Here is a 26,021-nt window from a genome sequence, read left to right on the forward strand (position 1 = left end):
CCGACCGTCCGGTGAGCCACCGGGCCACCGTCCGTCCCAGAGGAAGACCATGACCTCCACCAACCCGACCCCGGCCGGCCAGGGCGCGAGCTACGCCGCCGCCGGAGTGGACATCGAGGCGGGCGACCGCGCCGTCACGCTGATGAAGGAGTGGGTGGGCAAGGCCCGCCGGCCCGAGAGCATCGGTGCGCTCGGCGGCTTCGCGGGCCTGTTCGACGCGTCCGCGCTGAAGGGCTACCGGCGCCCGCTGCTGGCCTCGGCCACCGACGGCGTGGGCACCAAGGTCGCCGTCGCGCAGAAGATGGGCGTCCACGACACCATCGGCCACGACCTGGTGGCGATGGTCGTGGACGACCTGGTGGTCTGCGGCGCCGAGCCGCTGTTCATGACCGACTACATCAGCGTGGGCAAGGTCGTCCCCGAGCGGGTCGCCTCCATCGTCAAGGGCATCGCCGAGGGCTGCGTCCTGGCGGGCTGCGCCCTGGTCGGCGGCGAGACGGCCGAGCACCCCGGGCTGATGGGCCCGGAGGAGTACGACGTGGCGGGCGCGGGCACGGGCGTCGTGGAGGCCGACGAGATCCTGGGCGCGGACCGCATCCGCCCGGGCGACGCGGTCGTCGCGATGGGCGCCTCCGGTCTTCACTCCAACGGGTACTCGCTGGTGCGGCATGTGTTCTTCGACCGCGCCGGCTGGTCGCCGGACCGCCACGTCGAGGACTTCGGCCGCACGCTGGGCGAGGAGCTGCTGGAGCCCACCAAGATCTACTCGCTGGACTGCCTGGCGCTGACGAGGGCCACCGAGGTGCACGCCTTCTCGCACATCACCGGGGGCGGACTGGCCGGCAACCTCGCGCGTGTCGTGCCCGACGGACTGCACGCCACGGTGGACCGCTCCACCTGGAGCCCGGCCCCGGTCTTCCGGACGGTCGGCGAGCTGGGCGGGGTCGAGCGCGCGGAGCTGGAGAAGACCCTCAACATGGGCGTCGGCATGGTCGCCGTCGTCCCGCAGGAGTCGGTCGGCGCGACGCTGTCCCTGCTGCGCGAGCGCGGTGTGGACGCCTGGGTCGCCGGCGAGGTCGCCGAACGCGGCGACCGCGGCGAGGCCGTCGCCCTCACCGGGGACTACGCGGCCTGAGCGGCGGGCGCGGGCGCGGACAGGACCAAAACCCGGTCCGGCGGTGGCCGGACCGGGTGATGACCGCTATCGGTATGAGACCGCTTTGTTCAGTGGACGACGACGTCCTCAGGCTCGGCGTCGGTGGTTCGACGGTGAGGAGGACCCGCGGGAGTCGACCGGATGGTCGTCGCCCTCCGCGTCCTCGTCATCGTCGTTGTACAGATCCGCGTACCGTGCGTACGGGTCGTCCAGCTCATCGTCCTCGAACCGCTCGCCGTTCGGCGGCTGACTCGATGTCGATGCGCCCAGCTCCTCGGCCAGGCGTGCGAGATCAGTCCCACCGCTGTTGTACTTCAGCTGGCGGGCGACCTTCGTCTGCTTGGCCTTGGCCCGGCCGCGCCCCATGGCTCGACCCCCTCAACGACGGGGCTCAACGGCCCCAGAGTCTTGACACGCGTTCACGATGCGGAGCGGACTCTCGATTCGATCGAGAGACCGTCCGTGGAGCTTCAACGGTACCTGCTTCCGTGGCCGTACGGTACGCCGCCCGCACGACACGGCCGGTGCCCGCCCTGCCTGGTGACCATTTCCTCGCTGGTCAGTGACGATTTTACCTTCTGTCCGTCCGGTCACCCGCCCAGGGGTGGTGAGGGATTTCTCCCCCGCCGATCGTTACTACCGGTCACTCCTTGATGGGCGCTGGGTCAGGGTGTCCGGGTCGGCCCGGCGGGCGGAGCCGCCGGGCCGGAAACGCCGGGCCGGAGCGGCCGGCTCAGCTCGCGGCGCCGGCCTTGCGGGCCTCGGCCATCCGCTGCTCGGCGATGCGGTCGGCCGCCACCGCCGGCGGCACGCCGTCGGCGGCGGCGCGCTCGAAGATCGCCAGCGTGGTTCCGTGGATCTTCTCGGCCTTTGCCTTCGCGCGCGCGAAGTCGAAGCCGTGGAGCTCGTCCGCGACCTGGATCACGCCGCCGGAGTTCACCACGTAGTCGGGCGCGTAGAGGATGCCCCGGTCGGCGAGGTCCTTCTCGACGCCCGGGTGGGCGAGCTGGTTGTTGGCCGCGCCGCAGACCACCTTCGCGGTCAGCACGGGGACGGTCTCGTCGTTCAGGGCCCCGCCGAGCGCGCAGGGCGCGTACACGTCCAGGCCCTCGGTGCGGATCAGCGCGTCGGTGTCGGCGACCGCCACCACCTCCGGGTGCGCGGCCGTGATCTGCTCGACCGCCTCGGGGCGCACGTCCGTGACCAGGACCTCGGCGCCCTCCTCGAGCAGGTGGCCCACCAGGTGGCGGCCGACCTTGCCGATGCCCGCGACGCCGACCTTCCGGCCGCGCAGCGAGGGGTCGCCCCACAGGTGCTTCGCGCTGGCGCGCATGCCCTGGTAGACGCCGAAGGCGGTGAGCACGGAGGAGTCGCCGGCGCCGCCGTTCTCGGGGGAGCGGCCGGTCACCCAGCGGGAGGCGCGCGAGACCACGTCCATGTCCTGGACGTAGGTGCCGACGTCGCAGGCGGTGACGTAGCGGCCGCCGAGGGAGTCGACGAAGCGGCCGTAGGCCTCCAGCAGGGCCTCGGTCTTGTGCTGGCCGGGGTCGCCGATGATCACGGCCTTGCCGCCGCCGTGGTCCAGCCCGGCGAGCGCGTTCTTGTACGACATGCCGCGGGCGAGGTTGAGGGCGTCCTTCACCGCGGCCTCCTCCGGGTTCTCCTCGGAGGCGTAGGCGTGGAAGCGGGTGCCGCCCAGAGCCGGGCCCAGGGCCGTGGAGTGGATGGCGATGACCGCCTTCAGACCGGTCTCCCGGTCCTGGCAGAGGACGACCTGCTCATGACCGCCCTGCTCGGAGTGGAACAGGGTGTGCAGGACCGAACCGGTGTCGTGCTGCGCGCTCACGGCGCTCTCCGGTCCGTCTCGGTGTCCGCCGACGCCGACGGCGGGACGTACGTCAGTCACGGTGGTGACTCCTGTATGTCGCGGAAGGGTGCCCTTCCAGCATCCTCCCGCTTGTGGCGGCGGGATGCGGGGCGGGCCGGTTGGCATGAGGGTACGGCCTGACGGGCCCCGGGAGTACGGGTGTGCAGTTGCGGTGCCACGATCAGGGTATTGAACTGCCGTTGTCCGCCCCCTCGGCCCGCTGCTCCGGGAGGAAGAAACCCTTGGCCCTCACTACTCCGGTGGTCGTCCCGTACGCCTCCTACCTGCGGGTCTACGAGCCGCTGGCCGCCTTCCCCGAGCCGGAGCGCTCCCACTGGGCCCGCTACGCCCGCCGCGGCGTCCTGCCCGGGGCGCAGGACGAGCTGCGCCGGTCGCTGGCGGACCTGCTGCCGGTGCCGCCCGTGGTGGTGCCGGTGCGCGAGAGCGCGGACGCCTTCGTTGCCGAGGTGGACGGGGTGCTGTGCGTCTGCCCCTGGCGGACCAGGCTGCGGGGCTGGCAGGCGCTGGCCGGGCTCGGCGACGAACTGCCGGCGCCGGTGCTGGACGCTGCGGTGCCGCCGGTGGTGCGGCGCGAGGCCGCGGCGGACTACGACCGCTGGCGGGAGCGGAACCCGGACGCCCGGCCGTGGATCCGCTCGGCCACCTGGCACGTCCCGGTGCGCTGGTTCGTGCTCTTCGCGGACGAGGAGCGCGAGTACGGCAAGGCGGCGGACGCCGCCGGCGACGGCGCGGGAGAGGGGGCCGTCCTGCGCTACCGCACCCCGATGGTGCAGGCGCGGCGGCGGGTGGCGCGTGCGCTGAAGGTGCTGCGCGAGGAGCTTGAGGACAGCCCGCTGATCGACGGGCTGGTGGACGTGGGGAGATGGCTGGAGGAGTTCCACCCGCGTTCGATGGTCGAACTGGACTACGGCGGACTGGTGTATACCCTCCCGGAGGAGCAGCTCGCCTCGGACCACTCCGCGGCCGACACCGCGGAGGGGCTGGCGGCGCTGCGGGAGGGCGACGGCGAGCGCGCGAGCGCCGTCTACGAGCGGCTGACCGAGCGCTGGCGGGCGGTACGGCACCGCGGGATGGCCAGCTGAGGCGTCCCGCGCGGGCGGGACCGGTCACCGGCGGACGCCCCGTGCGCCGTGAACCGGGCCCGTTCCGGCCCGTTCCGGCCCGTTCCGGCCCGTTCCGGTCCTTCGGGCCGAGGATGCCCCAAGGTGACCGACCGCACTTACCGGGGTCTTGCCCTGAAGGGCATCTCTCATGCCAAAATAGGACAAGGAGTCTGGAGGGGGCTTCATCCGTCCAACTAAGGTCGGATCCATCGGTATTGCGATCCTTTCCAGGGGGCTGGAGAGGTCCGCTCACGTTGTAACCGATCGTCACGATGGTGTGACCGTCCGTTATGGCACGGTCCATCGGCTTCCGTTGAGGTTGGACACCTGAGAGGGCAATTCCGTCGGTTTGGCCGACGTGGCTGGACAGATGGTGTAGTTGTAGTGCCGAGGACAAGCCGTTCGTCCTATAACCGACTCGGCCCGCGTCCGCCATTTCGGGCAACGCGGGTCAAGGTGCAGAATTTAGAGGAAAGAACCGTGATGGTTCGGTTCTCCCGAGGAGGCCGCTCATGACCGCTCGCACCCCTGATGCCGAGCCGCTGCTGACCCCGGCTGAGGTCGCCACCATGTTCCGTGTGGACCCGAAGACGGTCACGCGCTGGGCCAAGGCAGGCAAGCTCACGTCCATCCGCACGCTCGGAGGGCACCGCCGCTACCGCGAGGCGGAGGTGCGCGCCCTGCTCGCGGGCATCCCGCAGCAGCGCAGCGAGGGCTGAACAACCCCATGAATCGGGCGTGACGGGGCCCCCACCCCGCTTCGCCGCCCGACTCGGCAACACCTTTCGGGTCGGTGTCCCCCACACGGCCTGAACGTCGATCGCGCTGGGCTCCGCCGGGCCCAGCGCGATCTTACGTACCCCCTCGCGCCCGCGCGCCGTGACGCGCACGAAGGCCCCCCGGCCGGAGCTTCGGCTCCGGCCGGGGGGCCTTCGCGTACGGCCAACCCGGCCTGTTCCGTGCCCGGTTCACCGCGCCGGCCGGAGGTGCAGGGGGTGCCGGGAGGTGCTCTGAGGCCTGTTCGAAGTCCTCGGGGGAGCCCCGTGTGGGGGGCGCGCGGAGGCACCGGGAGGGGCGCCCGGGTGCAGTGCAATGGCACATATTAAATTTACCCAATGTAGGAAGGGGTTAAATTCCTCCCTCTGATCAACCGATTCGGTGACTCCCGTCACATCGCACGGGTCTTGCACGTCCCAACTACCGTACGGTAATGGGAAATAAGCGTACGACGCCCCGCAATCGGACCTCCGGTCGGGCGCCGGTGCGCCGCCGGGCCGCCTCCCGTGCGCCGCCGGGCCGCCGTCCGGCCGCGGGGCGGTGTCTCGGCGGTGCCGGGGGCGGAGGGCCTCTCAGACCCGGCTCAGGGCCCGCAGGGGCCCGGCCGGCCCTCCGCGGGCGCGGCGGGCGGCTCGGGGCCCTCCCCGGGCCGTACGGACCGCACAGGCCGTACGGACCGCACAGGCCGTACGGGCGGTTCCGGGTGCGGGACGGAGGGGGCGGCCGGGGGCTGCCCGCCGGGACGCTCGCCCGCGGGCTCCATCGCCAGCCGCTGCAACCGGTGGCAGACCGGGCAGTGCCGGGTGGCGTGGCCGTAACGCGTCGCGGCGGACAGATGGGCCCGTAGCAGGGCCCGTGTCTCGTGCCGCGGATACCTCGGAGTCGTCGGCATCGCGCCCACCTCCCTCTAGCAGAGGTACCCGCGGCCTGAGGAGCCGTCAAGACGGCTTGCACGCCGGGGACGCCCAGGGGCGCGCAAAACGGTCAGTGGCCCGGATCCACGGGGGATCCGGGCCACTCGATGCGGTCCTGACGGGATTTGAACCCGCGGCCTCCACCTTGACAGGGTGGCGAGCACTCCAAACTGCTCCACAGGACCTGGAAGCCGCAGCGCCGGGCGCTGCCCGAGCTGCGAGAAGGACTCTACAGCAGCTCAGGGACACAAAGCGAACTCACTCTCAGTCCCGCTACCGCTACCGCTACCGCTACCGCTCCCTGCCGCGCCGCTGCCTGCCGCGCCGGCCCCGCTACGGCGCCGCCGCGTCCACCGCCTTCACGATGCGCTTGTCCGAGACCGGGTACGCCGTCCCCAGGGCGTGCGCGAAGTAGCTGACCCGCAGCTCCTCGAGCATCCAGCGGATCTCACGCGCCTCCCGCGGCACCGGCCGCCCCTTCGGGAACTGCTCCAGCAGCCACTCGTACTCGTCCCGCATCTCCTTCACCTTCGCCATCCGGGCGCGGTCCCGTTCGGCATTGGTGGGGAGCTGCTGCAGGCGGCGGTCCACGGCCGTCAGATAGCGCAGCAGGTCCGGCAGGCGCCGGGCGCCGTGGGCGGTCACGAAACCCGGTCCGACCAGCTCGGTGAGCTGCTGCCGCACATCCGCCAGGTTCGGCGCCAGCGTCGGACTGCCCGACAGCGGCGGCGACTTCATCCGGCGCTCGCACGACTGCCGGGCGGCGAGCACCTCGCGCACCTGCCGCACCGTCGCCACCGTCGCGTCGGTGATGTCGGCGCGCACGGCGTCGAAGAGCTTGCGGAAGCCCTCCTCGTTCCAGGCCGGGCCGCCGTGCGCCGAGATCAGCCGGTCCGCGGCGGCCGTCACGCAGTCGTCGAACAGCGCCTGGACGCTGCCGTGCGGGGAGGCGGCGAGGGAGAGCCGGTCCTGGTTGGTGAGCTTGGACTGGGCGAACTTGGCCGGATTGGACGGGAGGTTGAGCAGGATCAGCCGGCGCGTGCCGCGCCACATCGCCTCGCCCTGTTCGTCCTCGGTGTCGAAGAGCCTCACCGACACCGATGCGCCGTCGTCCACCAGCGCCGGGTACGCCCTGACCGGCTGGCCGGCCCGCCGCGTCTCGAAGGTGCGCGGCAGGGCGCCGACGGTCCAGGAGGTCAGCCCGGTGCGCTGCTCCAGACCGCCGCCGGCGCCGTCGCCGCCCTTGTCCCGGGCGGAGTCGAACGCCTTGGACAGCGCGGCCCGGGTGCGCGGGCGCAGAGCGTCCCTCAGCTCCTCCAGGTCCTTGCTCTCGGCGTCGCCGGAGACCTTGCGGCGCCGCTCGTCCACCACCCGGAAGGTGATCTTCAGATGGTCGGGGACCCTGGACGGGTCGAAGTCCTCGGGGGCCACCCGCACCCCCGTCATCCGCGTCAGCCCCCGCGCCAGCACGGCCGTCAGCGGCTCGTTCAGCGTCTCCTGCGGGATGCCGCCGTCACTTCCGGAGACGGTGTCCAGGAAGCGCCGGGCGAAGTCGGGGGCGGGGACGTAGTTGCGGCGGACCGGCTTGGGCAGCGAGCGGATCAGCTCGGTGACCAGATCCGCGCGCAGCCCGGGGATCTGCCAGTCGAAGCCCTCCGAGGAGACCTGGTTGAGCACCTGGAGGGGGACGTGGACGGTGACGCCGTCGGCGTCCGCGCCCGGCTCGAACTGGTACGTCACCCGGAAACGCAGCCTGCCCTGGTGCCAGGAGTCGGGGTAGTCGTCCTTGGTGACCTGCCCGGCCCGCTCGTTGATGAGCATGGACTTCTCGAAGTTGAGCAGGTCCGGCTCCTCCTGGCGTTTGCGCTTCCACCAGGAGTCGAAGTGCGCGCCGGAGACGACGTGTTCGGGCACGCGCCGGTCGTAGAAGTCGAACAGCGTCTCGTCGTCGACGAGGATGTCGCGGCGGCGGGCCCGGTGCTCCAGCTCCTCCACCTCGCCCAGCAGCCTGCGGTTGTCGTGGAAGAACTGGTGGTGGGTGCGCCAGTCGCCCTCCACCAGGGCGTTGCGGATGAACAGCTCGCGGCAGGTCTCGGGGTCGATGCGCCCGTAGTTCACCTTGCGCTGGGCCACGACGGGCACGCCGTACAGCGTCACCTTCTCGTAGGCCATCACCGCCGCCTGCTTCTGCTCCCAGTGCGGCTCGCTGTAGGTGCGCTTGACCAGATGGCCGGCGAGCGGTTCGATCCAGTCCGGGTCGATCTTCGCGTTGACCCGCGCCCACAGCCGCGAGGTCTCCACCAGCTCGGCCGACATGATCCAGCGCGGCGGCTTCCTGAACAGCGCGGAGCCGGGGAAGACGGCGAACTTCGCGCTGCGCGCGCCCAGGTACTCGTTGCCCTTGGCGCTCTCCCGACCGCCCTCGCCCGGGGAGCTCTTCCCGCTCTCCTTGACCTCCTTGAGCCCGATGTGCGACAGCAGGCCCGCCAGCAGGGACTGGTGGACGCGGTCGGCGTCCGCGTCCTGGTCGTTCATGTGGACGCCCATGGACTTGGCGACCTGGCGGAGCTGGACGTAGATGTCCTGCCACTCCCGTATGCGCAGGTAGTTGAGGAACTCGGACCTGCACATCCGGCGGAAGGCCGAGGAGGACAGCTCTTTTTGCCGCTCGCGCACGTAGCGCCACAGGTTGAGCAGGGCGAGGAAGTCGCTGTTCTCGTCGCGGAACCGGGCGTGCTGCTGGTCGGCCTGCTGCTGCTTGTCGGCGGGGCGCTCGCGCGGGTCCTGGATGGACAGCGCCGCGGCGATCACCATGACCTCGCGGACGCAGCCGTTGCGGTCGGCCTCCAGCACCATCCGCGCCAGCCGCGGGTCGACGGGGAACTGCGCCAGCTTCCGGCCCGTCTCCGTCAGGCGCTTGCGCGGGTCCTTCTGCTTCGCGTCGAGCGCGCCCAGTTCCTCCAGCAGTTGCACACCGGCCTTGATGCTGCGGTGGTCCGGCGGGTCGATGAAGGGGAAGCGCTCGATGTCGCCCAGCCCCGCGGCGGTCATCTGGAGGATGACGGAGGCCAGGTTGGTGCGCAGGATCTCCGGGTCGGTGAACTCCGGCCGGGAGAGGAAGTCGTCCTCGGAGTACAGCCGGACGCAGATGCCGTCCGAGGTGCGGCCGCAGCGGCCCTTGCGCTGGTTGGCGCTGGCCTGCGAGACCGGCTCGATCGGCAGCCGCTGGACCTTGGTGCGGTGGCTGTAGCGGGAGATGCGGGCGGTGCCGGTGTCGATGACGTACTTGATGCCGGGGACGGTCAGCGAGGTCTCGGCGACGTTGGTGGCCAGCACGATCCGCCGGCCGGTATGTCGCTGGAACACCCGGTGCTGCTCGGCGTGCGACAGCCGCGCGTACAGCGGCAGCACCTCCGTGGAGCGCAGATTCTTCCTGTTCAGCGCGTCGGCGGTGTCTCGGATCTCCCGCTCGCCGGAGAGGAAGACCAGGATGTCGCCCGGCCCCTCGGCCTGGAGCTCGTCGACCGCGTCGCAGATCGCGGTGACCTGGTCCCGGTCGGGGTTGTCGCCCTCTTCCTCCAGCAGCGGCCGGTAGCGGACCTCCACCGGGTACGTACGGCCGGACACCTCAACGATCGGTGCGTCGCCGAAGTGGCGGGAGAAGCGCTCGGGGTCGATCGTCGCGGAGGTGATGACGACCTTGAGGTCCGGGCGGCGGGGCAGCAGCCGGGCGAGGTAGCCCAGCAGGAAGTCGATGTTGAGGCTGCGCTCGTGCGCCTCGTCGATGATGATCGTGTCGTACCGGCGCAGCTCGCGGTCGGTCTGGATCTCGGCCAGCAGGATGCCGTCCGTCATCAGCTTGACCAGGGTGTCCTCGCCCACCTGGTCGGTGAAGCGGACCTTCCAGCCCACCGCCTCGCCCAGCGGCGTGCGCAGCTCCTCGGCGACGCGCTCGGCCACCGTGCGGGCCGCGATCCGGCGCGGCTGGGTGTGCCCGATCAGCCCCTTCACCCCGCGCCCGAGCTCCAGGCAGATCTTGGGGATCTGGGTGGTCTTGCCGGAGCCGGTCTCGCCCGCGACGATCACGACCTGGTTGTCCCGGACCGCCTGAAGGATCTCGTCCTTCTTCTGGCTGACGGGGAGCTGCTCGGGGTAGTCGATCGCGGGGACGGCGTCCCGCCGGGCGGCCACGCGCAGCTCGGCCTGCTCGACCTCGGCGGCGATCTCCGCGAGCACGGCACGCCGCGCCTCCGGCTTGCGGATGCGGCGGGTGCCCTCCAGTCGGCGGCCGAGCCGCTGCTGGTCGCGCAGCATCAGCTCGGGCAGTCGCTCCAGGACGGCGGGGAGGCTGGGATCAGACACAGTGGACATACGGGCTCCAGGATCGCACCCGCACCGAGTGCCGGGCGAATCAATTCACCGCTCCCCGTGACCGGCTTGCGGTGATATGGGCGAAACGACTGTCTAGGGTGAGCGCATGAACGACCGGCGCCACCCCCTCCCCGACGGCCCCGAGGGCACCGAGGAGCCCGACGGCTCGCGCACCGCGCACGGCTCTCATGATGCCCGCGCCGGGGAGAGGACCGGACAGGGCCGCCGGGGAAGGGGTGTCTCCGGGCTGTGGCGGCGCTTCAAGGGCTCGCCCTTCCTGCCCGCCACCGTGCTGTCACTGCTCATCGCCGCCGCGGCCGGCCTCTTCGCCGGCTCGTACACCTACGCCATGGCCGACCCCACCCCGCGCCGCATCCCCGTGGCGGTCGTCGGCGCCACCGGGGACGCCTCCGTCAACCGGGAGCGCGCGCAGGCGTTCGCCGCCGCGATCGGCGAGGACCTGCGCTCCTCCCTCGAACTGCGGGAGTACCCCACCGCCGCGGCGGCCGGCGAGGCACTGGAGTCCCAGAAGGTCTTCGCCGTGCTGCGCATCCCCGGCGACCCGGACCGGGAGCGGCCGGTGCTGGAAGTCTCCAGCGCCTCGGGCGCATCCGTCGCCGAGCTGCTGACCGAGGCCGCCCGATCGGTGGGTGAGGAGACCGGACTGCGGGTGACGGTGCGGGACGCCAAACCGCTGGACCCGGGCGACCCGCGCGGCCTGGCCCTGTTCTACGTCACCCTCGCGGCGGTGGTCACCGGCTTCATCGGGGCCATCCAGATGAGCGTCCACGCCAGGGACCTGAACCCCGCCGAGCGGATCGCCTTCACGGCCGCCTACTCGCTGCTGGGCGGCTTCGCCATCGCCGCGGCCGTGGACTGGCTGCTGAACGCGGTCGACTTCCCCTTCGTCCACTCCTGGACGATCCTCGCCCTGACCATGTTCACCTCGGGCATGGTCTTCACCATGTTCCAGGCCCTGATCGGCCGCTGGGCCATGCTCCCCACCTGGGGCCTGATGGTCCTCATCGGCAACCCCTCCTCCGGGGGAGCGGTCTCCTGGCCCCTGCTGCCCTCACCACTGGGCACCATCGGCCGCTGGCTTCCGCCCGGTGCCTCCGTCAACGCCCAGCACACGGCCGTCTACTTCCCGGGCCATCCGCACGCGCAGCCCTATCTGGTGCTGGCCGCCTGGGCGGTCGCCTCCTGCGCCGTCTTCTGGATCCTGCGCCACCGCCATCCGGGCGGCCGGCCCGGCGGCTCCCGGGCCGGCGGCTCCCGGGCCGGCGACTCCAGGGCCGGGGGATCCTGACCCGGCGGGTCCGCTCAGGGGCGCCAGTACCGGCCGTCCTCGCGCCTGAGCAGGCACTCGTCGATCAGATAGCGCCGCACCGTCACATGGTCGGTGGCCCCGCCCTCGCACCAGGCGCGCAGCAGCTCGTCCACCTCGCGCTCGCCGTAGACGCGGCCGGCCCCGAAGGAGCGCTCCACCACATGCTCCAGCACCGGCAGCCGCCGGCCCTTCCTGGCCGGCAGATGGACGATGCGCCCGTCCCGTACGGACCGGTGGAGCGGATCCCCGGCGGCCCCGGCCTCTCTGCTCTCCCGGCTCTCCCGGTTCTCCGCGCTCCGGGCGCGGGCGAGCTCCCGGAACCGCCCGGCCTCGACGCGCAGCCCACCGCCCCCGCCGTGCCCGTCCTCTCCGCGGACGACTCCGCCGTCCCGCAGCCGCCGCACGGCGACCGCGGCCTCGCGCACGGACAGCCCGGCGGACGCGGCCACCTCCGGCACGCTCCCGGCACCCAGCACCAGCGCGGCGAAGGCGCGCAGCCGCTGCGGTTCGGCCAACAGTCCCGCGAGATCCCTGGACGTCATGCCCTCACCCTGCCACCGGCCGGCCCCGCACCGCCTCCGGTTTTCGGCGGCGGCGGCGGTGGCACGCGCGGAAGCCCCCCGACGCCTGCCGCCCGAGCGGGTGAGGGACGCCGGGCGCTCACCGGGTGGATGCCGGGCCGCCGGCGTACGGATCGGCCCGGGAACGGTGAAAGCCCCGCTCCGGGAGACCCGGAGCGGGGCTTTCACCTGCGGTGGCTGGGGCCGGGGTCGAACCGGCGACCTTCCGCTTTTCAGGCGGACGCTCGTACCAACTGAGCTACCCAGCCGCAGCGGTCCTGACGGGATTTGAACCCGCGGCCTCCACCTTGACAGGGTGGCGAGCACTCCAAACTGCTCCACAGGACCAAGCTATGTACGAGCACCAGTCTCGCACAGGTTGTGCGTGCCCCCAACGGGATTCGAACCCGTGCTACCGCCTTGAAAGGGCGGCGTCCTGGGCCACTAGACGATGAGGGCTGATGGCCCACCTGGGCGCTTCTCAGCGCGTCGGGGACGTGAGAAGCATATGGGATGGCGGGACGGATCGCCAAAACGGATTTCCGGCGGGGCCCGGCCGGGCTAGTCGGCGGCCCGCCCGGACGGCGACGGGGACGGCGACCGGGACGGGGAATCGGACGGCGATCCGGAGGGGGACGGGGACGGGGAGCTGCCCGGCTCCACGTCCTCCGGCAGATGACGGCTGACCTCGGCCGTCGTCAGGCCCAGGCCGCCCAGGGTGATCTGGTCCCATGCCTGGAGCCGCTTGGTGTCCTGGTCCAGGTAGAGCACCGAGGCCATCACCCTCTCCGGCTCGTCGCCCTCCACGGCCCGCAGTCCGCCGCCGCCCGTGGAACCCTCGATCATCAGCCGGGTGCCTTCCTCCATCACCCGAGCCTCCCGCCGGTGCATGTGGCCGGCCAGCACCAGGGGCACGTCGCCGTCCGTCTGCTGGGCCGCGATCGGGTTGTGCGCGGCGGCGATGTGCACCGGCTCGCCCGCCGCCTCGCTCCTGCGCAGCGAGGCGGCCAGTTTCCGGCCCGCGACGCGCTCGGCCGCGTCGCCCTTGGCGACCACCGAGCGGTCCGGGGTGAACTGCGGGTCGCCGATGCCCGCGATCCGCAGACCGCCCACGGTCACCGGCTTCCCGTCGTCCAGGACGTGGGTGTTGTCCAGTTCCTCGACGTACTCCTGGGTGGTGCGCGAGTCGTGGTTGCCGCGCACCCACACGTACGGCGCGCCGAGGTCCTCGACCGGGTCCAGGAAGCCGTTCTCGGCCGCGGTGCCGTGGTCCATGGTGTCGCCCGTGTCGATGATCACGGCGATGTCGTACTGCTCGACCAGCGACCTGACGATGTGCCACGCGGCCGGGTTGAGGTGGATGTCGGAGACGTGCAGCACGCGGATGGTGCTGGGGTCCGGCTGGTAGGCGGGGAGCGTGGACGTGGCGTCGTAGAGCTTGGTGACGTTGGTGACCAGGCGCGCCAGCTCCTGCTGGTAGACGTCGAAGTCGGTGACGATGCTGCGCGCGTTGCCCACCACGCTCGGCGCGCTGGCCAGCAGCCCGGAGAACTTCGGCTCCAGCAGCGACTTGGGGTTCCACGTCGCGTAGGCGCTCGCGCCGGAGGCCGCCAGGAGCGCGAGCGCGAGGCCGCCCGCCGCGAGCGCGCGCCGCGGGCGCCGGTAGACGGCCAGGCCGAGCGCCGTGGCGCCGGAGACCGCCGCGACGGAGGCCTTCACCGCCAGGTCCCGTGTGCCGGACCGCACATCACCGGTGATCTGCTCCTCCAGGCCGCTGATCCGCTCCGGGCGGTCTATCAGGGCCTGGGCGCGCTCGGGGTCGAGCTGGTCGATGTCGACGTCCAGGGCGAGCGGGGCGAGGTGGCTGTCCAGCTCGAGCGCGCCGAGCGGCGGCACGCTGATCTCGGTGCCCCCGGTCAGCGAGGGGCGCAGCGACATCCGGGTGTCCACCGGCCCCACGTCCGCCTTCACGCTGCCCACGACGAGCAGTCCCAGCCAGGCGCCGAGCAGTGTGACGGCGGCCAGCGCGAACGCGCGGGCGTACGGGTGGGGGTTGTGGCTCAGGGAGTACACCGGCGCGGGCCGGTGCGCCCGGAAGCGGCGCCGCAGAGCACGGGGAACGGCTGCGAACCGGCGGGCGGGGACCCGGCGCGGCCGGAGGGGTTCTCGGCTCATGCCGTGCCATATGCCCGTCCGGGTGGCGACTATGCGGCGGACACGCGGTGGACGGGCGGCGGCCGCCCGGTGCGCCGCCGCGCCGCGCCCCCTGTACGCCGGCCCGTGCGCCGTCCGCGTGCCGTGACGGACAATGGGCGCGTGCTGGAGATGACGCGCGAGGAGTTCGAGGAACTGGTGGCCGAGGCGCTCGACCGGATCCCGCCGGAGCTGACGCGGCTCATGGACAACGTGGCGGTGTTCGTGGAGGACGAGCCGCCCGCCGAGGATCCCGAACTGCTCGGGCTCTACGAGGGCACGCCGCTGACCGAGCGCGGCGAGTGGTACGCGGGCGTCCTGCCGGACCGCATCACCGTCTACCGCGGGCCCACCCTGCGGATGTGCGGGCGCGAGGGCGGCGGCCGGCAGACGGTCGTCGAGGAGGTGGAGATCACCGTGGTGCACGAGATCGCCCACCACTTCGGCATCGACGACGAGCGGCTGCACGACCTGGGCTACGCGTGAGCGGAGGCTCCGGGGAGGGGCGCGGGGAGGGGGCCGGGGACGGGGTGATCGACCCCGACGTCGATCTGCGCGTACCCGCCCAGCGCGCCGAGACCGCCGGGGCGCACGCGGTGGCCGTCCTCGCCGCCGTCGCGGCGGGCGGTGCGCTGGGCGCCTGCGCCCGGTACGCCCTCACCCTGCCCTGGCCCGCCGCGCCCGGCGGCTTCCCCTGGGCCGTCCTCGCCGTCAACGCCGCCGGGTGCGCCCTGATCGGCGTGCTGATGGCGCTGCTGGAGGAGCACGGCGGGAAGGGGCCCGGCGGGGCGCGGGCGCGTCATCCGCTGACCCGGCCCTTCCTGGGCACGGGCGTGCTGGGCGGCTTCACCACCTTCTCCGTGTACGCGCTGGACGCCGTACGGCTGCTGGAGGAGGGCGCCGCGGGCACCGCGCTGCTGTACCTGGGCGCCACCCCGGCCGCCGCCCTCGGCGCCGTGTGGGCGGCCACCGCCGCGACCCGGGCGGCCGTGGCGCGGTGAGCGGCGCGGTGAGCTGGCTCCCGGTGGCGCTCGGCGGCGCGGCGGGAGCGTGCCTGCGGTACACGGTGGACCGCGCCATGCAGTCGCGGCACGAGTCGCTCTTCCCCTGGGGCACCCTCACCGTCAACGCCGCCGGCAGCCTGCTGCTGGGCCTGGTGACCGGCGCCGTCGAGGCGGGGGCGGCGGGGCCGGGGGCCGCCGCGCTGCTCGGCACGGGGCTGTGCGGCGCGCTGACGACGTACTCCACCTTCTCCTACGAGACGCTGCGGCTGGCCGAGAGCGGCCACCGGCGGGCGGCGCTGGCGAACGCGGCCGTCACGCCGCCGGTCGCCCTGGGAGCGGTGTGGGCGGGGCTGGAGCTGACGCGTTACCTGGCGGGCTGACGGGAGTTGGGCAGGGGGAGCCCGCCCGTCTCCCGCCCTCCGGAGGTGCCGCCCGTGCGCCCGTCCAGTCCCGCCCATCGCAAGCACGCCCGCAAGCACGCCCGCCGGCCCGTCCGTACGGACGCCCGCGCGAGCGTCCGTACGGCCGCCGGCGCCCTGCTGCTGGCCACCCTCAGCGGCTGCATGACGGTCGGCTCCTCCGGAGGCGAGGGGGAGGAGGGCGGCGGCCGGGAGCCCGCCGGGCACCGGGTCTCCAGGGACGCCGGCGACCCGCGGCCGGGCAGCGGGGTCGCCCCGCGCGGCGGGAAGCGGGGCGCGGACCACGCGGAGCAGGGCGGGCGCAAGGACCGGGGCGGCGAGGACGGGCCCTCGAAGCGGCCGTCCGGCTCGCCACCCTCCTCCCCCTCGGCCTCCCCCGCCGCCCCCACGGCGGGCGCTCCGAAGCCGAAGAAGCCGTCCGCGTCGGCGAGTTCGGGCAGAGGCGGAGGGCGCACGCCCGCCCCGCCCGCCCCCTCGCGCACCGCCGCGCCACCGCCCGCGGACCCCACCACCCCGCCCGCCGAGCCCACCCCGTCACAGGGGAGCGGCGGAACCGGTGGCGGGGACGGCGGCACCGGCGGAGGCGACGGAGACAGCGGGGGAGACGGTGCGCAGGACGGCCCCGGCGAAGGAGCGGAGGCCGGCGCCGAGGGGCTTTCCGGGCTGTCGGCGCGGTACGGAATGAACGCGGGGCCGTCCGTCGTTCACTCCCCGGACGGCATCCACGGAACCGGCGGCCCGCACTTCTCAGGCGAACGCTTCGGTCCCGCGGACCGGTAGACTTCCCCGCAGGCGGTCGCCACCGCCGTTCCTCCCGCCCCACCGGCAGCGCGGACAACGGATTTGCGCTCGGGGAGGGGAGGTCGTATGGTGGCAGATCGTTTGCTCCCATTTGCCCGGCGCCGTGAATCAGTAGCGCGCCGTGTGGCGCGTTCCTCACCTGAGCCGTGGCTGACCGCATCGAGGCGGTCTTATGCGAAAACACGGAGTTGCGGGCGCGTGCCATGTGACTTCCGAGAGGTTTGTTTTCGCATGTCTGTGACCACCCCTGACGTCGTCCTGCCCGAGGACGAGCCGACGACCACGTTCGCCGACCTCGGTCTGCCCGGCGAGATCGTCCGCAAGCTCGCGCACAACGGCGTCACCGTCCCGTTCCCGATCCAGGCCGCGACCATCCCGGACGCGCTGGCGGGCAAAGATGTCCTCGGCCGCGGCCGTACCGGCTCCGGCAAGACGCTCAGTTTCGGCCTGCCGCTGCTGGCCCGCCTGGCCGGCGGCCGCACCGAGCGCAAGCGCCCCCGCGGCGTCATCCTCACCCCCACCCGTGAGCTGGCCATGCAGGTCAGCGACGCGCTCCAGCCGTACGGCGACGTCCTCGGCCTGAAGCTGAAGGTCGTCTGCGGCGGCACCTCGATGGGCAACCAGATCGCCGCTCTGGAGCGCGGCGTCGACATCCTCGTCGCCACCCCGGGCCGGCTGCGCGACCTGATCAACCGCGGCTCCTGCTCGCTGGACGACGTGGAGACCGCGATCCTGGACGAGGCCGACCAGATGGCCGACCTGGGCTTCCTGCCCGAGGTCACCGAGCTGCTCGACCTGGTGCCGGCCGGCGGCCAGCGGATGCTGTTCTCCGCCACGCTGGAGAACGAGATCGACACCCTGGTGCGCCGCTACCTCGTCGACCCCGTCCACCACGAGGTGGACGCGGCCCAGGGCGCGGTCACGACGATGAGCCACCACGTGCTGATCGTGAAGCCGCGCGACAAGGCGCCGGTCACCGCCGCCATCGCCGCGCGCAAGGGCCGCACCATCGTCTTCGTCCGCACCCAGCTCGGCGCCGACCGCGTGGCCGAGCAGCTGCGCGAGGCGGGCGTGCGGGCGGACGCGCTGCACGGCGGCATGACGCAGGGACTGCGCACCCGGACGCTGGCCGACTTCAAGGACGGCCGCGTCAACGTGCTGGTCGCCACCGACGTCGCCGCGCGCGGCATCCACGTCGACGACATCGACCTGGTGCTCAACGTGGACCCGGCCGGCGACCACAAGGACTACCTGCACCGCTCCGGCCGCACCGCCCGAGCGGGCCGCTCCGGCACGGTCGTCTCGCTGGCGCTGCCGCACCAGCGGCGGCAGATCTTCCGGCTGATGGAGGACGCGGGCGTGGACGCCTCGCGCCACGTCATCGGCCGCGGCGACGCCTTCGACGACGACGTGGTGGAGATCACCGGCGCCCGGTCGCTGACCGAGGTGCAGGCCGAGTCGGCGCTGAACGCCGCCAAGCAGGCCGAGCGCGAGGTGGCCGAGATCACCCGGCAGCTGGAGCGCGCGCAGCGCCGCGCCGCCGAGCTGCGCGAGGAGGCCGACAAGCTGTCGGCGCGCGCCGCCCGCGAGCGGGGCGACGACCCGGAGGCGGCCGTGGCCGCGGTCGCCGAGGCGACCGAGGCGGCGGTGGCCGAGTTCACCGCCGAGGCCGACGCGGCGGAGGCGAAGGCCGAGGCCGACGCGCGCCGGGCGCGCGAGGAGCGGTCGTACGACCGCCGCGACGACCGGGGCAACTTCCGCCGCGACCGCGACCGTGACGACCGCCGCCCGTACAGCCGGGACCGTGACGACCGCGGCGAGCGCGGCGACCGCCGTCCGTTCAACCGGGACCGGCGCGACGACCGCGGTGACCGTGGCGACCGCGGCGAGCGCCGCCCGTTCAACCGCGACCGCCGTGACGACCGGGGCGGCTTCCGCCGTGACAACGACCGGCGCGAGTTCGGCCACCGCGGCGGCGGAGACCGTCCGTTCAACCGCGACCGCGACGACCGCCGTCCCTTCAACCGCGACCGCGACCGTGACGACCGCCGTCCCTACGGCCGCCGTGACGACCACCGCGGCGGCGGCTACCAGGGCGGCGGGCACCAGGGCGGCGACCACCGCGGCGGCGGCCGCTCGTTCGACCGCCGCGCGGACAAGCCGCGCTGGAAGCGCAACGGCTGAGCCTGACAGACCGGTTGAGGGCCCGGCCCGGAGCATCGCTCCGGGCCGGGCCCTCCGGCGTTTCCGGGCCGCACCGGCGGTGGATATCGCGGTGCCGATGTCACCACCCGTTGGTAGCCTCCCGGGGACTTGCACGGCGGACGCACGGAACCCCCACCTCTCTCCTGCCTCCGCCTGCCTTCTCCCGCCTCCGTCTCCGCCGGGTGCGGTACGAGCGGAGGGCCGATGTCCCCGAGGAATCCGAAGGGTGATCAGAACGTGCGAGAGCACCGAAGAGCCGGCCACCGGTCCCGGCCGGCCCGGTTCGCCGCCGTGGCGGCGACCGCGTCCCTGGCCGTGACCGGCCTGCCGGCGGTGGCCGCCGCGGCGGAGAACAGCCCGCCGTCCCGGCCGCCCGTCTCCGAACTGTCCACCGGGAGCGCCGAGTGCGCCGCCGGAGAGGACCGCCCGCACGTCGGGACGCCTCCCCGGCTCCGGGCCGTACTCCACGACCCCGACGCCGCGCCGGTCGCGGGGGAGTTCGAGATCGTCTGGAAGGACGCCGACGGCGAGCGGCAGCGGCGCACGCTGGGCCCCACCACGTACAAGAAGAGCGGCTCCCCGTTCACCCTGTCCGCTCCTTCGGACATCCCCGCCCACACGGTGATCTCCTGGCGGGCACGGGCGCACGACGGCACGGAGTGGGGGCCGTGGAGTTCCTCCGGCGGGCAGCACCGCTGTGATTTCGTCCACGACAACGAGGCCCCCGCCGCGCCGGCGGTCTCCTCCTCCGACTACCCCGACGACGACGCCTGGCACGACGGTGTGGGCGACTACGGGTCCTTCGTCCTCGAGGCGGCCGACGACGACACGGTGGCCTACCGGTACTCCTTCGACGGCGGCTCGCCCCGGACCGTCCCCGTGCCCGGCTCCGGCGAGCCTGTGACGGTCCGGTGGGTGCCCACGAGGAGCGGGTCCCACTGGATCGAGGCGCAGGCCGTGGACCGGGCGGGCAACACGAGCGCCCCCGCCCGGCACGGCTTCCGCGTCGGCGACGGCCGCGCCCCCGTGTCCCACTGGAAGCTGGCGGACCCGGCCGGCTCCGGTGAGGCCGCGGACGAGTCCGGCCGGCACCCGGCCGCGGCAGGCGGTGGAGTGGAGTTCGGTGCGGCCGGCCCCTCCGGCACGTCCATCACCTCGGCGGCCGCCCTCGACGGCACCAAGGACGCCCACCTCGCGCCCGGCACCACCGCCGTGGACACCACCCAGGTCTTCTCCACGGGGCTGTGGGTGCGTCCCCGGAACGTGGACCGCGACATGACGGCGGTCGGTCAGGACGGCACCTCGGGCGGCCCGTTCACCCTCGGCCTCGACGCGGACGGCGGCGCGGACGGCACGGGCCCGGCATGGACCTTCGAGCTGCCGACCGGCTCCGGCCCTCTCAAGGTCCGAGGCGGCCACCCGGCGGCCGGGCAGTGGGCCCACCTCGCCGGCGTGTACGACCCGGTGGCGGGCACGGCCCGGCTGTACGTGAACGGCCGCGCCGTGGCCACCGAGGAGCCGGCCGCCGGGGCCGAGGCCACGGGGGCGCTGCAGATCGGCCGCGCCCACCGGGACGGTGAGGCGGGCGGTCACTGGCACGGCGAACTCGCCGACGTCCGGGCATGGGACCGGATCGCCACCGCCGGCGAGCTGACGGAGCTGGCCGAGCGCGGGGCCGAGCGCACCGGCTACTGGCCGCTCAACGAGGCGCCGGACGGCACCAGTCCCGAGTACGACGGCGGCCAGGAGCTGGCTCTGGGAGGCGACGCCGGGGTCTTCGTGCCGGAGTGCAGTACGGACACCGACATCTTCTGCGACGCCGAGCAGCCCCTGGTCGGCACCGGACACCTGCGGCTCGACGGCGACGGCGACCACGCGGCCACCGCGGCGCCGCCCGTCGCCACGGACGACGGCTTCACCCTGGCCGCCCGGGTGCGCGTCGCCGAGTACGAGCCGTCCCGCGACATGGCCGTGCTGTCCCTGCCCGGCGAGCACACCAACGCCCTCGTCGTCCGCTACCGCGCCGACGTCCACCGCTGGGAGCTGTCCGTCTCCCACGCGGACCGCGCGGACGCCGGAACGACCACCGTCACGGCCGAGCCCTACGCGGGCGACCCCTCGGGCCAGCACCTGGCGGTGGTGTACGACGCGAGCGGCGGCACCGTACGGCTCTACGTGGACGGCAGCCTGCAGGTCTCGGCCGAGGCGGACCTCCCTGCCTCCCGTACCTGGGCGGCCACCGGCGGCCTCCAGGTGGGCCGCGCGCTGACGGACGGCGGCTGGGGCGAGTACCTGCACGGCGATGTGGACGAGGTCCGCGCCTACTCGGGCACACTCACCGAGTCCCGGCTCATGATGCTGAGCATGTCCATGGAGATGCCCGACCTGTAGACCGCGCCGGCCCACCGGCCGTGACACCGTGCGCAATGCCTTCGAAGCGCGGCACCTCTCCGGGCTATGCTTCGGGGGCGGGCCGTTAGCTCAATTGGCAGAGCAGTGGACTTTTAATCCATTGGTTGTGGGTTCGAGTCCCACACGGCCTACCGGACCCCTCGGGGCCAGGACCCCCGCCGACGCAGGTCGGCGGGGGTTCCGCCGTTTCCGGCGCGGTCCCGTCGGCCGAACCCGTGGGTGCGGCGGGGGCGTTGGGCGTGCGGGCGCTTCGGTGCGGCGGAGGGTGCCGTACGGCGGGGGCGGGGCGGGGCAGGGCCCGCGAAGGCGGTGATTCGTCGCTTATGCCCGGAAAGCGGCTTGGACGTAGCATGGGGGCGTAACCGCCGCGCCCATGGCGCGGCGGGTCCCGGGGGCCGGCTCCGCGCACGCGTGCGGGCGCACGGCACGGGCCCGCCGTCCGGACCGTCCGTCCAGGGAGCTGAGCGCATGATCCGTCCAGCAGACATCCGCGAGTGGCGCGGCCGTGACGTCGTCGACGCGGACGGGCACAAGGTCGGCCCGCTCGAAGCTGTCTACACCGACACGGCGACCGACGAGCCGGCCATGGTCACCGTGCGGATCGGACTGCCCACCCGTCAGCGCCTGGTGTTCGTGCCCCTGGACGAGGCGGTCGCCGGCCCGGACTACCTCAGGGTCCGGTACGGCAAGGCGCTGGTGAAGAAGGCCCCCTCCATCGGCACCGACGACGTGCTCTCCGCCGAGGAGGAGGAGCCGGTCTTCCGGCACTACGGAGTTCCCTACCGCCCGGGCGCCGGAGGCGAGCGCCGACTGGCGCGCGGCTGACCGGCGCGTCCGAACAGCGCGAAGGAGGCGTTCGACCATGTGGCTCTTCCTGCTCCTGCTCCTCGTCGCGGCCGTGCTGGGAGTGCTCGGCGCGGTGGTGGAGGGGCTGCTCTACCTGCTGTTCATCGGGATCGGGGTCCTGGTGCTCGCCGTCCTCGTGATCTCCCTGCAGCGGTCCCGCCGCCGCACCGGCCGCTGAGCCGCCGCGCCCGGACGGGAGCCGTGTTGCGTGCCGGACCGGGGGCGCAATACTGAACGAGAGGGCCGAAAGAGTGTGAAAACACCTGGCCGGCCCCGTGGAAGCGGCCGGGCGGCACCTCCATGCGGGGACGCGTCCGGCGGCGAACAGACGAACACGACAGCCGTGCCGGCCCGGCAGCCTGGGACCAAAGCGCCCGGCCGGAGCGACCGTCCGACCGCGAGGTGGAGCAATGGACGGGTACCTGTACATGGCCTACGACTATCCGGTGCTGGGAGCGTTCCTCACCTTCCTGTGGTTCTTCCTGTGGGTCGTGTGGCTGATCCTGCTGTTCAAGGTCATCACCGACGTCTTCCGCGACCACGAGCTGAACGGCTGGGGCAAGGCCGGCTGGCTCGTCTTCGTGATCGCCCTTCCCTACCTGGGCGTACTCGTCTACCTGGTCGCCCGCGGCAAGGGGATGAGCGAGCGCGAGATGAGGCGGGCCAGGACGGAGAGGGAGGTCTTCGACGCCTACATCCGCGAGACCGCGGGAACGGGCGCCGACGCCGGCGGTGCCGCCGGCGTCGACCAGCTGGCCAGGCTCTCCGAGCTCAAGGCGAAGGGGGACCTCACCGAGAACGAGTACCAGCGGGCCAAGGAGAAGATCCTGGCCTGAGCGGCGGGCGGGGCCCGGCTCCACGGCGGCGCGGACGGGTTCCGCGCCGCCGTGGAGCCGTCGGCCTCTCCACGCCCGGCCGCGTTCCCGGGGCCGCCCCCGCCCGGCGGCGGCCCCGGGGGCGGGGGCGGGCCCTGTGGCGGTAGCGTCCGGTGCGGCCGGCGCGAACGGCACGGGCACACCCACGGGAGGGGACGCGGATGGGCGGGACGGCGGAGGGCGCACGGGAGGCTCCCGGGCTGCAGAGGCGGCTGGGCACCGGCGACGCGGTGGTGATCGGCCTGGGCTCGATGATCGGCGCGGGCGTCTTCGCGGCCTTCGCCCCGGCGGCCCGCGTGGCCGGGGCCGGTCTGCTGCTCGGCCTGGCGCTGGCGGCGGTGGTCGCGTACTGCAACGCGACCTCCTCGGCCCGGCTGGCCGCCCGCTACCCGGAGTCCGGGGGCACCTACGTCTACGGCCGCGAGCGGCTGGGGGAGTTCTGGGGTCATCTGGCCGGCTGGGGCTTCGTGGTCGGCAAGACCGCCTCGTGCGCGGCGATGGCCCTGACGGTGGGCCTGTACGTGTGGCCCGGGCAGGCGCACGCGGTCGCGGTCGCGGCGGTCGCGGCGCTGGTGGCGGTGAACTACGCGGGCGTGCGCAAGACCGCCTGGCTGACCCGCGCGATCGTGGCGGTCGTACTGGCGGTGCTGGCCGCCGTCGTGGTCGTCTGCCTGACCTCCGGCGGGACGGACGCCGCCCGGCTGGCCTTCTGGTCGGCCCCGGCGGGGGACGTCTCGCCCGGCGGGGTGCTCCAGGCGGCGGGCCTGCTGTTCTTCGCCTTCGCCGGCTACGCGCGCATCGCGACCCTCGGCGAGGAGGTGCGCGACCCGGCCCGCACCATCCCCCGGGCGATCCCGGTGGCGCTGGGCATCACCCTGGTCGTCTACGCCGCCGTCGCGGTCGCGCTGCTCGGCGTGCTGGGCGGCGACGGGCTGGGGAGGGCGACCGCGCCGCTGGCCGACGCGGTGCGCGCGGCGGGCGTACCGGAGCTGGTCCCGGTGGTGCGGGTGGCGGCGGCGGTGGCGGCGCTGGGCTCGCTGCTGGCGCTGATCCTCGGCGTCTCCCGCACCACCCTGGCGATGGCCCGCGACCGGCACCTGCCGTCCGTGCTGGCCGCCGTGCACCCGCGCTTCGGCGTGCCGCACCGCGCCGAGCTGGCGGTCGGCGCGGTGGTGGCGGTGGTGGCCGCCACTGGGGACCTGCGCGGTGCGATCGGCTTCTCCTCCTTCGGCGTCCTGGCCTACTACGCGATCGCCAACGCCTCCGCCTGGACCCTGGGCCCCGGCGAGGGCCGGCCGCCGCGGATCGTGCCGGCGGTGGGGCTGGCCGGGTGCGTGGTGCTGGCCTTCGCCCTGCCGCTCGCCTCGGTGGTCTCGGGGGCGGTGGTGCTGGCGGCCGGCGCCGCCTCCTACGGGGTGCGCCGCGCGCTCGCCGCCCGCGGGGCGTAGGCACGCCCCCGCGCCCCCGCGCTTCCGCCCCGAGTTCTCTCGTCCGGGTGCCCGTGTGGTCCGGCCGGCGCTTGATCGACTCGCCGGGGCGCCGGGAGTCGGGAAGAGTTGGAAGGGTGCACGGTGACGGGCGGCAGGAGACGGGCGGCGGCAGGACCCGCGTCCGCGCCATCCCCGTACTCGGCCGCCCGCCCTGGCTGCTGCCCCTGCTGCTGATCCTGCTGGGGGTGGCGGTCAACCTGCTGACCCCCAACCGGCTCTTCGTGGGGGCGCCGTTCGCCGCGGCGGTCCTGTTCACGGCGTCCCTGTGGACGCTCCGGGGCACGGTGTACACGGTGGTCGCCGTGCTGACCACCGAGGTCGTCCTGCTGCTGACGAGCGGACCGCCCGCGGACGAGGTCGTGGTCCGGATGGCCACGAACGCCACCGTCGCCCTGCTGGCCCTCGTCATCAACCAAGTCCTGGCACGCAGTGATGTGGACCTGGCCTCGGCCCGCCGTGTCGCCGAGGCCGTCCAGCTCGCCGTACTGCCCGTGCCGCCCGGCCGGGTCGGCGATCTGAGGATCGCGGTCCGCTACGAGGCCGCGCAGGCGCACGCCCGGATCGGCGGCGACCTGTACGGCGCGCAGCGCACACCGCACGGGCTGCGGATGATGGTGGGCGATGTGCGCGGCAAGGGGCTGGGCGCCGTCGGCACGGTCACCGTCCTGCTCGGCGCCTTCCGGGAGGCGGCCGAGACCGAGGAGGACCTGGTGGCGGTCGCGGACCGCGTCGAGCACGCGCTGCTGCGGCGGGCGGCGCAGCTGCAGACGGGGCCGGGCCGGTCGGAGGAGTTCGCCACGGCCGTGTTCGCCGAGGCCCCGGCGGACGCCCCGGGGAGCCTGCGGCTCGTCAACCGGGGCCATCCGCCGCCGGTGCTGCTGACCGGGGAGGGGGAGGTGCGGTTGCTGGAGCCGGACGCGGACGCCTACGCGCTGCCGCTGGGGCTGGGGGGCCTGGCGGGCGCCCCCGGGAGCGGACGGACGGGACCGGTGGCCTTCCCGCCCGGCTCCCTGCTGCTGCTGCACACCGACGGCCTGACGGAGGCGCGGAACGCGGCGGGTGTGTTCTACGACCTGGCGGAGGGGCTGCGGGAACAGCGCTTCTCCGAACCGGCGGCCCTGCTCGACCACCTCCTCGCGGAAGTCGGCGCGCACACCGGCAGGCACCGGGGCGACGACATGGCGCTGCTGGCGGTCATGCGCGACCCCGGGCCCCCGGAGACCCCGGGGGGGCTCGGCACCCCCGCCCGTCGGTGACCGTCCGTAGCCGCCACGCACCCCTGTGCATAACAACTGAGGCAACGTCAGATCGTGTGGCGTGCGTCTCATGCGCCGATCCGGCGGTCGAATCACCCGAATTGGCGTGCTGATGACCGAATACTCCTCCGTCAAGAAAGCCCCGTATCCAGAGAGGGGGCTTGGAATCCGGAGCGCACCTCTATTAACGTTCGATAACGCAGCGCGGTCGTCACTGTCGCCGAAGAGGGCGGCACCGTGCGCCGTCGCCGAATCCCGCAAGCGCGGCCCCGTCAACAGCGAGGACGCGTCCAGGGAACCGGGGAACCACCAATTGGGGTGAATCGGATTCATGCGGCATGCCCGTGTGGATCCGTAGGAGACCTTCCTGCTCCGAACCCGTCAGCTAACCCGGTAGGCGAGAAGGAAGGAAAGGAGAGCG

Annotated in this window: 21 protein-coding genes, 5 tRNA genes and 1 riboswitch; of the genes, 16 read left to right on the forward strand and 10 right to left on the reverse strand. The window is 73.5% G+C overall.

Features of this window, described 5'->3' with window-relative positions:
• The first annotated feature begins 49 nt into the window (after positions 1-49).
• Positions 50-1,135 (forward strand): phosphoribosylformylglycinamidine cyclo-ligase, encoded by a 1,086-nt coding sequence (gene purM, locus IQ279_RS20800; protein ID WP_206350396.1) that lies wholly within the window; start codon positions 50-52, stop codon positions 1,133-1,135.
• A gap of 108 nt (positions 1,136-1,243) precedes the next feature.
• Here purM and IQ279_RS20805 read toward each other — a convergent pair whose 3' ends face one another.
• Both IQ279_RS20805 and IQ279_RS20810 read right to left on the reverse strand, forming a co-directional pair.
• Complete coding sequence (locus tag IQ279_RS20805) at positions 1,244-1,522, reverse strand: DUF3073 domain-containing protein (RefSeq protein WP_206350398.1); 279 nt, start codon at positions 1,520-1,522, stop codon at positions 1,244-1,246.
• 367 nt (positions 1,523-1,889) lie between these two features.
• Entirely contained in the window at positions 1,890-3,002 is a 1,113-nt protein-coding gene (locus tag IQ279_RS20810) for a Leu/Phe/Val dehydrogenase (RefSeq protein WP_307792463.1), read from the reverse strand.
• 263 nt (positions 3,003-3,265) lie between these two features.
• On the opposite strand from IQ279_RS20810, the gene IQ279_RS20815 reads away from it, so the two are divergent.
• Together IQ279_RS20815 and bldC are read left to right on the forward strand one after the other, a co-directional pair.
• Positions 3,266-4,126, forward strand: a complete 861-nt coding sequence (locus IQ279_RS20815) for a DUF8083 family protein (RefSeq protein WP_206350400.1) — start codon at positions 3,266-3,268, stop codon at positions 4,124-4,126.
• Positions 4,127-4,659: 533 nt separating this feature from the next.
• Complete coding sequence (bldC, locus tag IQ279_RS20820; RefSeq protein ID WP_020869672.1) at positions 4,660-4,866, forward strand: developmental transcriptional regulator BldC; 207 nt, start codon at positions 4,660-4,662, stop codon at positions 4,864-4,866.
• Between the two features lie 641 nt (positions 4,867-5,507).
• Here bldC and IQ279_RS28200 read toward each other — a convergent pair.
• From IQ279_RS28200 to hrpA, 3 genes are all read right to left on the reverse strand, one after another.
• Complete coding sequence (locus IQ279_RS28200; protein WP_241028464.1) at positions 5,508-5,816, reverse strand: DUF6274 family protein; 309 nt, start codon at positions 5,814-5,816, stop codon at positions 5,508-5,510.
• Between the two features lie 132 nt (positions 5,817-5,948).
• Positions 5,949-6,023, reverse strand: a tRNA-Asp gene (locus tag IQ279_RS20825).
• Between the two features lie 148 nt (positions 6,024-6,171).
• On the reverse strand, positions 6,172-10,209 hold the full coding sequence (gene hrpA / locus IQ279_RS20830; RefSeq protein ID WP_206350402.1) for an ATP-dependent RNA helicase HrpA: 4,038 nt from the start codon (positions 10,207-10,209) through the stop codon (positions 6,172-6,174).
• 106 nt (positions 10,210-10,315) lie between these two features.
• On the opposite strand from hrpA, the gene IQ279_RS20835 reads away from it, so the two are divergent.
• Positions 10,316-11,518 carry an ABC transporter permease gene (locus tag IQ279_RS20835; protein ID WP_241028465.1) on the forward strand — a complete coding sequence of 401 codons (1,203 nt, stop codon included), beginning with the start codon at positions 10,316-10,318 and terminating at the stop codon, positions 11,516-11,518.
• A gap of 14 nt (positions 11,519-11,532) precedes the next feature.
• Here IQ279_RS20835 and IQ279_RS20840 read toward each other — a convergent pair whose 3' ends face one another.
• The 5 genes from IQ279_RS20840 to IQ279_RS20860 all read right to left on the reverse strand — a co-directional run bounded on the left by IQ279_RS20840 (position 11,533) and on the right by IQ279_RS20860 (position 14,274).
• Positions 11,533-12,081 carry a DUF2087 domain-containing protein gene (locus tag IQ279_RS20840; RefSeq protein WP_206350404.1) on the reverse strand — a complete coding sequence of 183 codons (549 nt, stop codon included), beginning with the start codon at positions 12,079-12,081 and terminating at the stop codon, positions 11,533-11,535.
• Between the two features lie 213 nt (positions 12,082-12,294).
• Positions 12,295-12,368, reverse strand: a tRNA-Phe gene (locus IQ279_RS20845).
• A 4-nt stretch (positions 12,369-12,372) separates the two neighbouring features.
• Positions 12,373-12,447, reverse strand: a tRNA-Asp gene (locus IQ279_RS20850).
• A gap of 38 nt (positions 12,448-12,485) precedes the next feature.
• Positions 12,486-12,558: transfer RNA gene (locus IQ279_RS20855), tRNA-Glu, on the reverse strand.
• A gap of 102 nt (positions 12,559-12,660) precedes the next feature.
• The gene (locus tag IQ279_RS20860; RefSeq protein WP_206350406.1) at positions 12,661-14,274 is read right to left on the reverse strand and encodes a metallophosphoesterase family protein; all 1,614 of its coding nucleotides are present in this window, start codon (positions 14,272-14,274) and stop codon (positions 12,661-12,663) included.
• A 141-nt stretch (positions 14,275-14,415) separates the two neighbouring features.
• Between IQ279_RS20860 and IQ279_RS20865 the strand changes: the two genes are divergently transcribed.
• From IQ279_RS20865 to IQ279_RS20920, 12 genes are all read left to right on the forward strand, one after another.
• A complete protein-coding gene (locus tag IQ279_RS20865; RefSeq protein WP_206350408.1) occupies positions 14,416-14,778 on the forward strand; it encodes a metallopeptidase family protein in 363 nt (120 codons plus the stop codon).
• A complete protein-coding gene (locus tag IQ279_RS20870; RefSeq protein ID WP_307792460.1) occupies positions 14,775-15,293 on the forward strand; it encodes a FluC/FEX family fluoride channel in 519 nt (172 codons plus the stop codon). Before IQ279_RS20865 ends, IQ279_RS20870 begins: the two co-directional genes overlap by 4 nt.
• An 8-nt stretch (positions 15,294-15,301) precedes the next feature.
• Complete coding sequence (crcB, locus tag IQ279_RS20875) at positions 15,302-15,676, forward strand: fluoride efflux transporter CrcB (RefSeq protein WP_206350410.1); 375 nt, start codon at positions 15,302-15,304, stop codon at positions 15,674-15,676.
• A gap of 54 nt (positions 15,677-15,730) precedes the next feature.
• Positions 15,731-16,495, forward strand: a complete 765-nt coding sequence (locus IQ279_RS20880; RefSeq protein WP_206350411.1) for a hypothetical protein — start codon at positions 15,731-15,733, stop codon at positions 16,493-16,495.
• A 252-nt stretch (positions 16,496-16,747) separates the two neighbouring features.
• A complete protein-coding gene (locus IQ279_RS20885; RefSeq protein ID WP_206350413.1) occupies positions 16,748-18,700 on the forward strand; it encodes a DEAD/DEAH box helicase in 1,953 nt (650 codons plus the stop codon).
• A 312-nt stretch (positions 18,701-19,012) separates the two neighbouring features.
• On the forward strand, positions 19,013-21,112 hold the full coding sequence (locus tag IQ279_RS20890; RefSeq protein ID WP_307792461.1) for a LamG domain-containing protein: 2,100 nt from the start codon (positions 19,013-19,015) through the stop codon (positions 21,110-21,112).
• 79 nt (positions 21,113-21,191) lie between these two features.
• Positions 21,192-21,264: transfer RNA gene (locus IQ279_RS20895), tRNA-Lys, on the forward strand.
• Positions 21,265-21,601: 337 nt separating this feature from the next.
• Complete coding sequence (locus IQ279_RS20900) at positions 21,602-21,958, forward strand: PRC-barrel domain-containing protein (RefSeq protein WP_206350417.1); 357 nt, start codon at positions 21,602-21,604, stop codon at positions 21,956-21,958.
• Positions 21,959-21,995: 37 nt separating this feature from the next.
• A complete protein-coding gene (locus IQ279_RS20905) occupies positions 21,996-22,157 on the forward strand; it encodes a hypothetical protein (RefSeq protein ID WP_206350419.1) in 162 nt (53 codons plus the stop codon).
• A 232-nt stretch (positions 22,158-22,389) separates the two neighbouring features.
• The gene (locus tag IQ279_RS20910) at positions 22,390-22,815 is read left to right on the forward strand and encodes an SHOCT domain-containing protein (protein WP_206350420.1); all 426 of its coding nucleotides are present in this window, start codon (positions 22,390-22,392) and stop codon (positions 22,813-22,815) included.
• Positions 22,816-23,015: 200 nt separating this feature from the next.
• The gene (locus tag IQ279_RS20915; protein ID WP_206350421.1) at positions 23,016-24,302 is read left to right on the forward strand and encodes an APC family permease; all 1,287 of its coding nucleotides are present in this window, start codon (positions 23,016-23,018) and stop codon (positions 24,300-24,302) included.
• A 116-nt stretch (positions 24,303-24,418) separates the two neighbouring features.
• Positions 24,419-25,600: a PP2C family protein-serine/threonine phosphatase gene (locus tag IQ279_RS20920; RefSeq protein ID WP_307792462.1), complete on the forward strand. Its 1,182-nt coding sequence runs from the start codon at positions 24,419-24,421 to the stop codon at positions 25,598-25,600.
• Positions 25,601-25,836: 236 nt separating this feature from the next.
• Positions 25,837-26,015: riboswitch (cyclic di-AMP (ydaO/yuaA leader) on the forward strand.
• The last annotated feature ends 6 nt before the right edge of the window (positions 26,016-26,021 follow it).

Source organism: Streptomyces verrucosisporus, assembly GCF_017114865.1.
GTDB lineage: Bacteria > Actinomycetota > Actinomycetes > Streptomycetales > Streptomycetaceae > Streptomyces > Streptomyces fenghuangensis.

Bases quoted from the DNA above. Each gene is read 5' to 3' on its own strand.
- IQ279_RS20835 (WP_241028465.1), top strand. From the start codon at position 10,316: ATGAACGACCGGCGCCACCCCCTCCCCGACGGCCCCGAGGGCACCGAG.
- IQ279_RS28200 (WP_241028464.1), bottom strand. From the start codon at position 5,816: ATGCCGACGACTCCGAGGTATCCGCGGCACGAGACACGGGCCCTGCTA.
- IQ279_RS20905 (WP_206350419.1), top strand. From the start codon at position 21,996: ATGTGGCTCTTCCTGCTCCTGCTCCTCGTCGCGGCCGTGCTGGGAGTG.
- hrpA (WP_206350402.1), bottom strand. From the start codon at position 10,209: ATGTCCACTGTGTCTGATCCCAGCCTCCCCGCCGTCCTGGAGCGACTG.
- IQ279_RS20860 (WP_206350406.1), bottom strand. From the start codon at position 14,274: ATGAGCCGAGAACCCCTCCGGCCGCGCCGGGTCCCCGCCCGCCGGTTC.
- IQ279_RS20885 (WP_206350413.1), top strand. From the start codon at position 16,748: ATGTCTGTGACCACCCCTGACGTCGTCCTGCCCGAGGACGAGCCGACG.
- IQ279_RS20915 (WP_206350421.1), top strand. From the start codon at position 23,016: ATGGGCGGGACGGCGGAGGGCGCACGGGAGGCTCCCGGGCTGCAGAGG.
- bldC (WP_020869672.1), top strand. From the start codon at position 4,660: ATGACCGCTCGCACCCCTGATGCCGAGCCGCTGCTGACCCCGGCTGAG.
- IQ279_RS20900 (WP_206350417.1), top strand. From the start codon at position 21,602: ATGATCCGTCCAGCAGACATCCGCGAGTGGCGCGGCCGTGACGTCGTC.
- IQ279_RS20910 (WP_206350420.1), top strand. From the start codon at position 22,390: ATGGACGGGTACCTGTACATGGCCTACGACTATCCGGTGCTGGGAGCG.
- IQ279_RS20840 (WP_206350404.1), bottom strand. From the start codon at position 12,081: ATGACGTCCAGGGATCTCGCGGGACTGTTGGCCGAACCGCAGCGGCTG.
- IQ279_RS20805 (WP_206350398.1), bottom strand. From the start codon at position 1,522: ATGGGGCGCGGCCGGGCCAAGGCCAAGCAGACGAAGGTCGCCCGCCAG.
- purM (WP_206350396.1), top strand. From the start codon at position 50: ATGACCTCCACCAACCCGACCCCGGCCGGCCAGGGCGCGAGCTACGCC.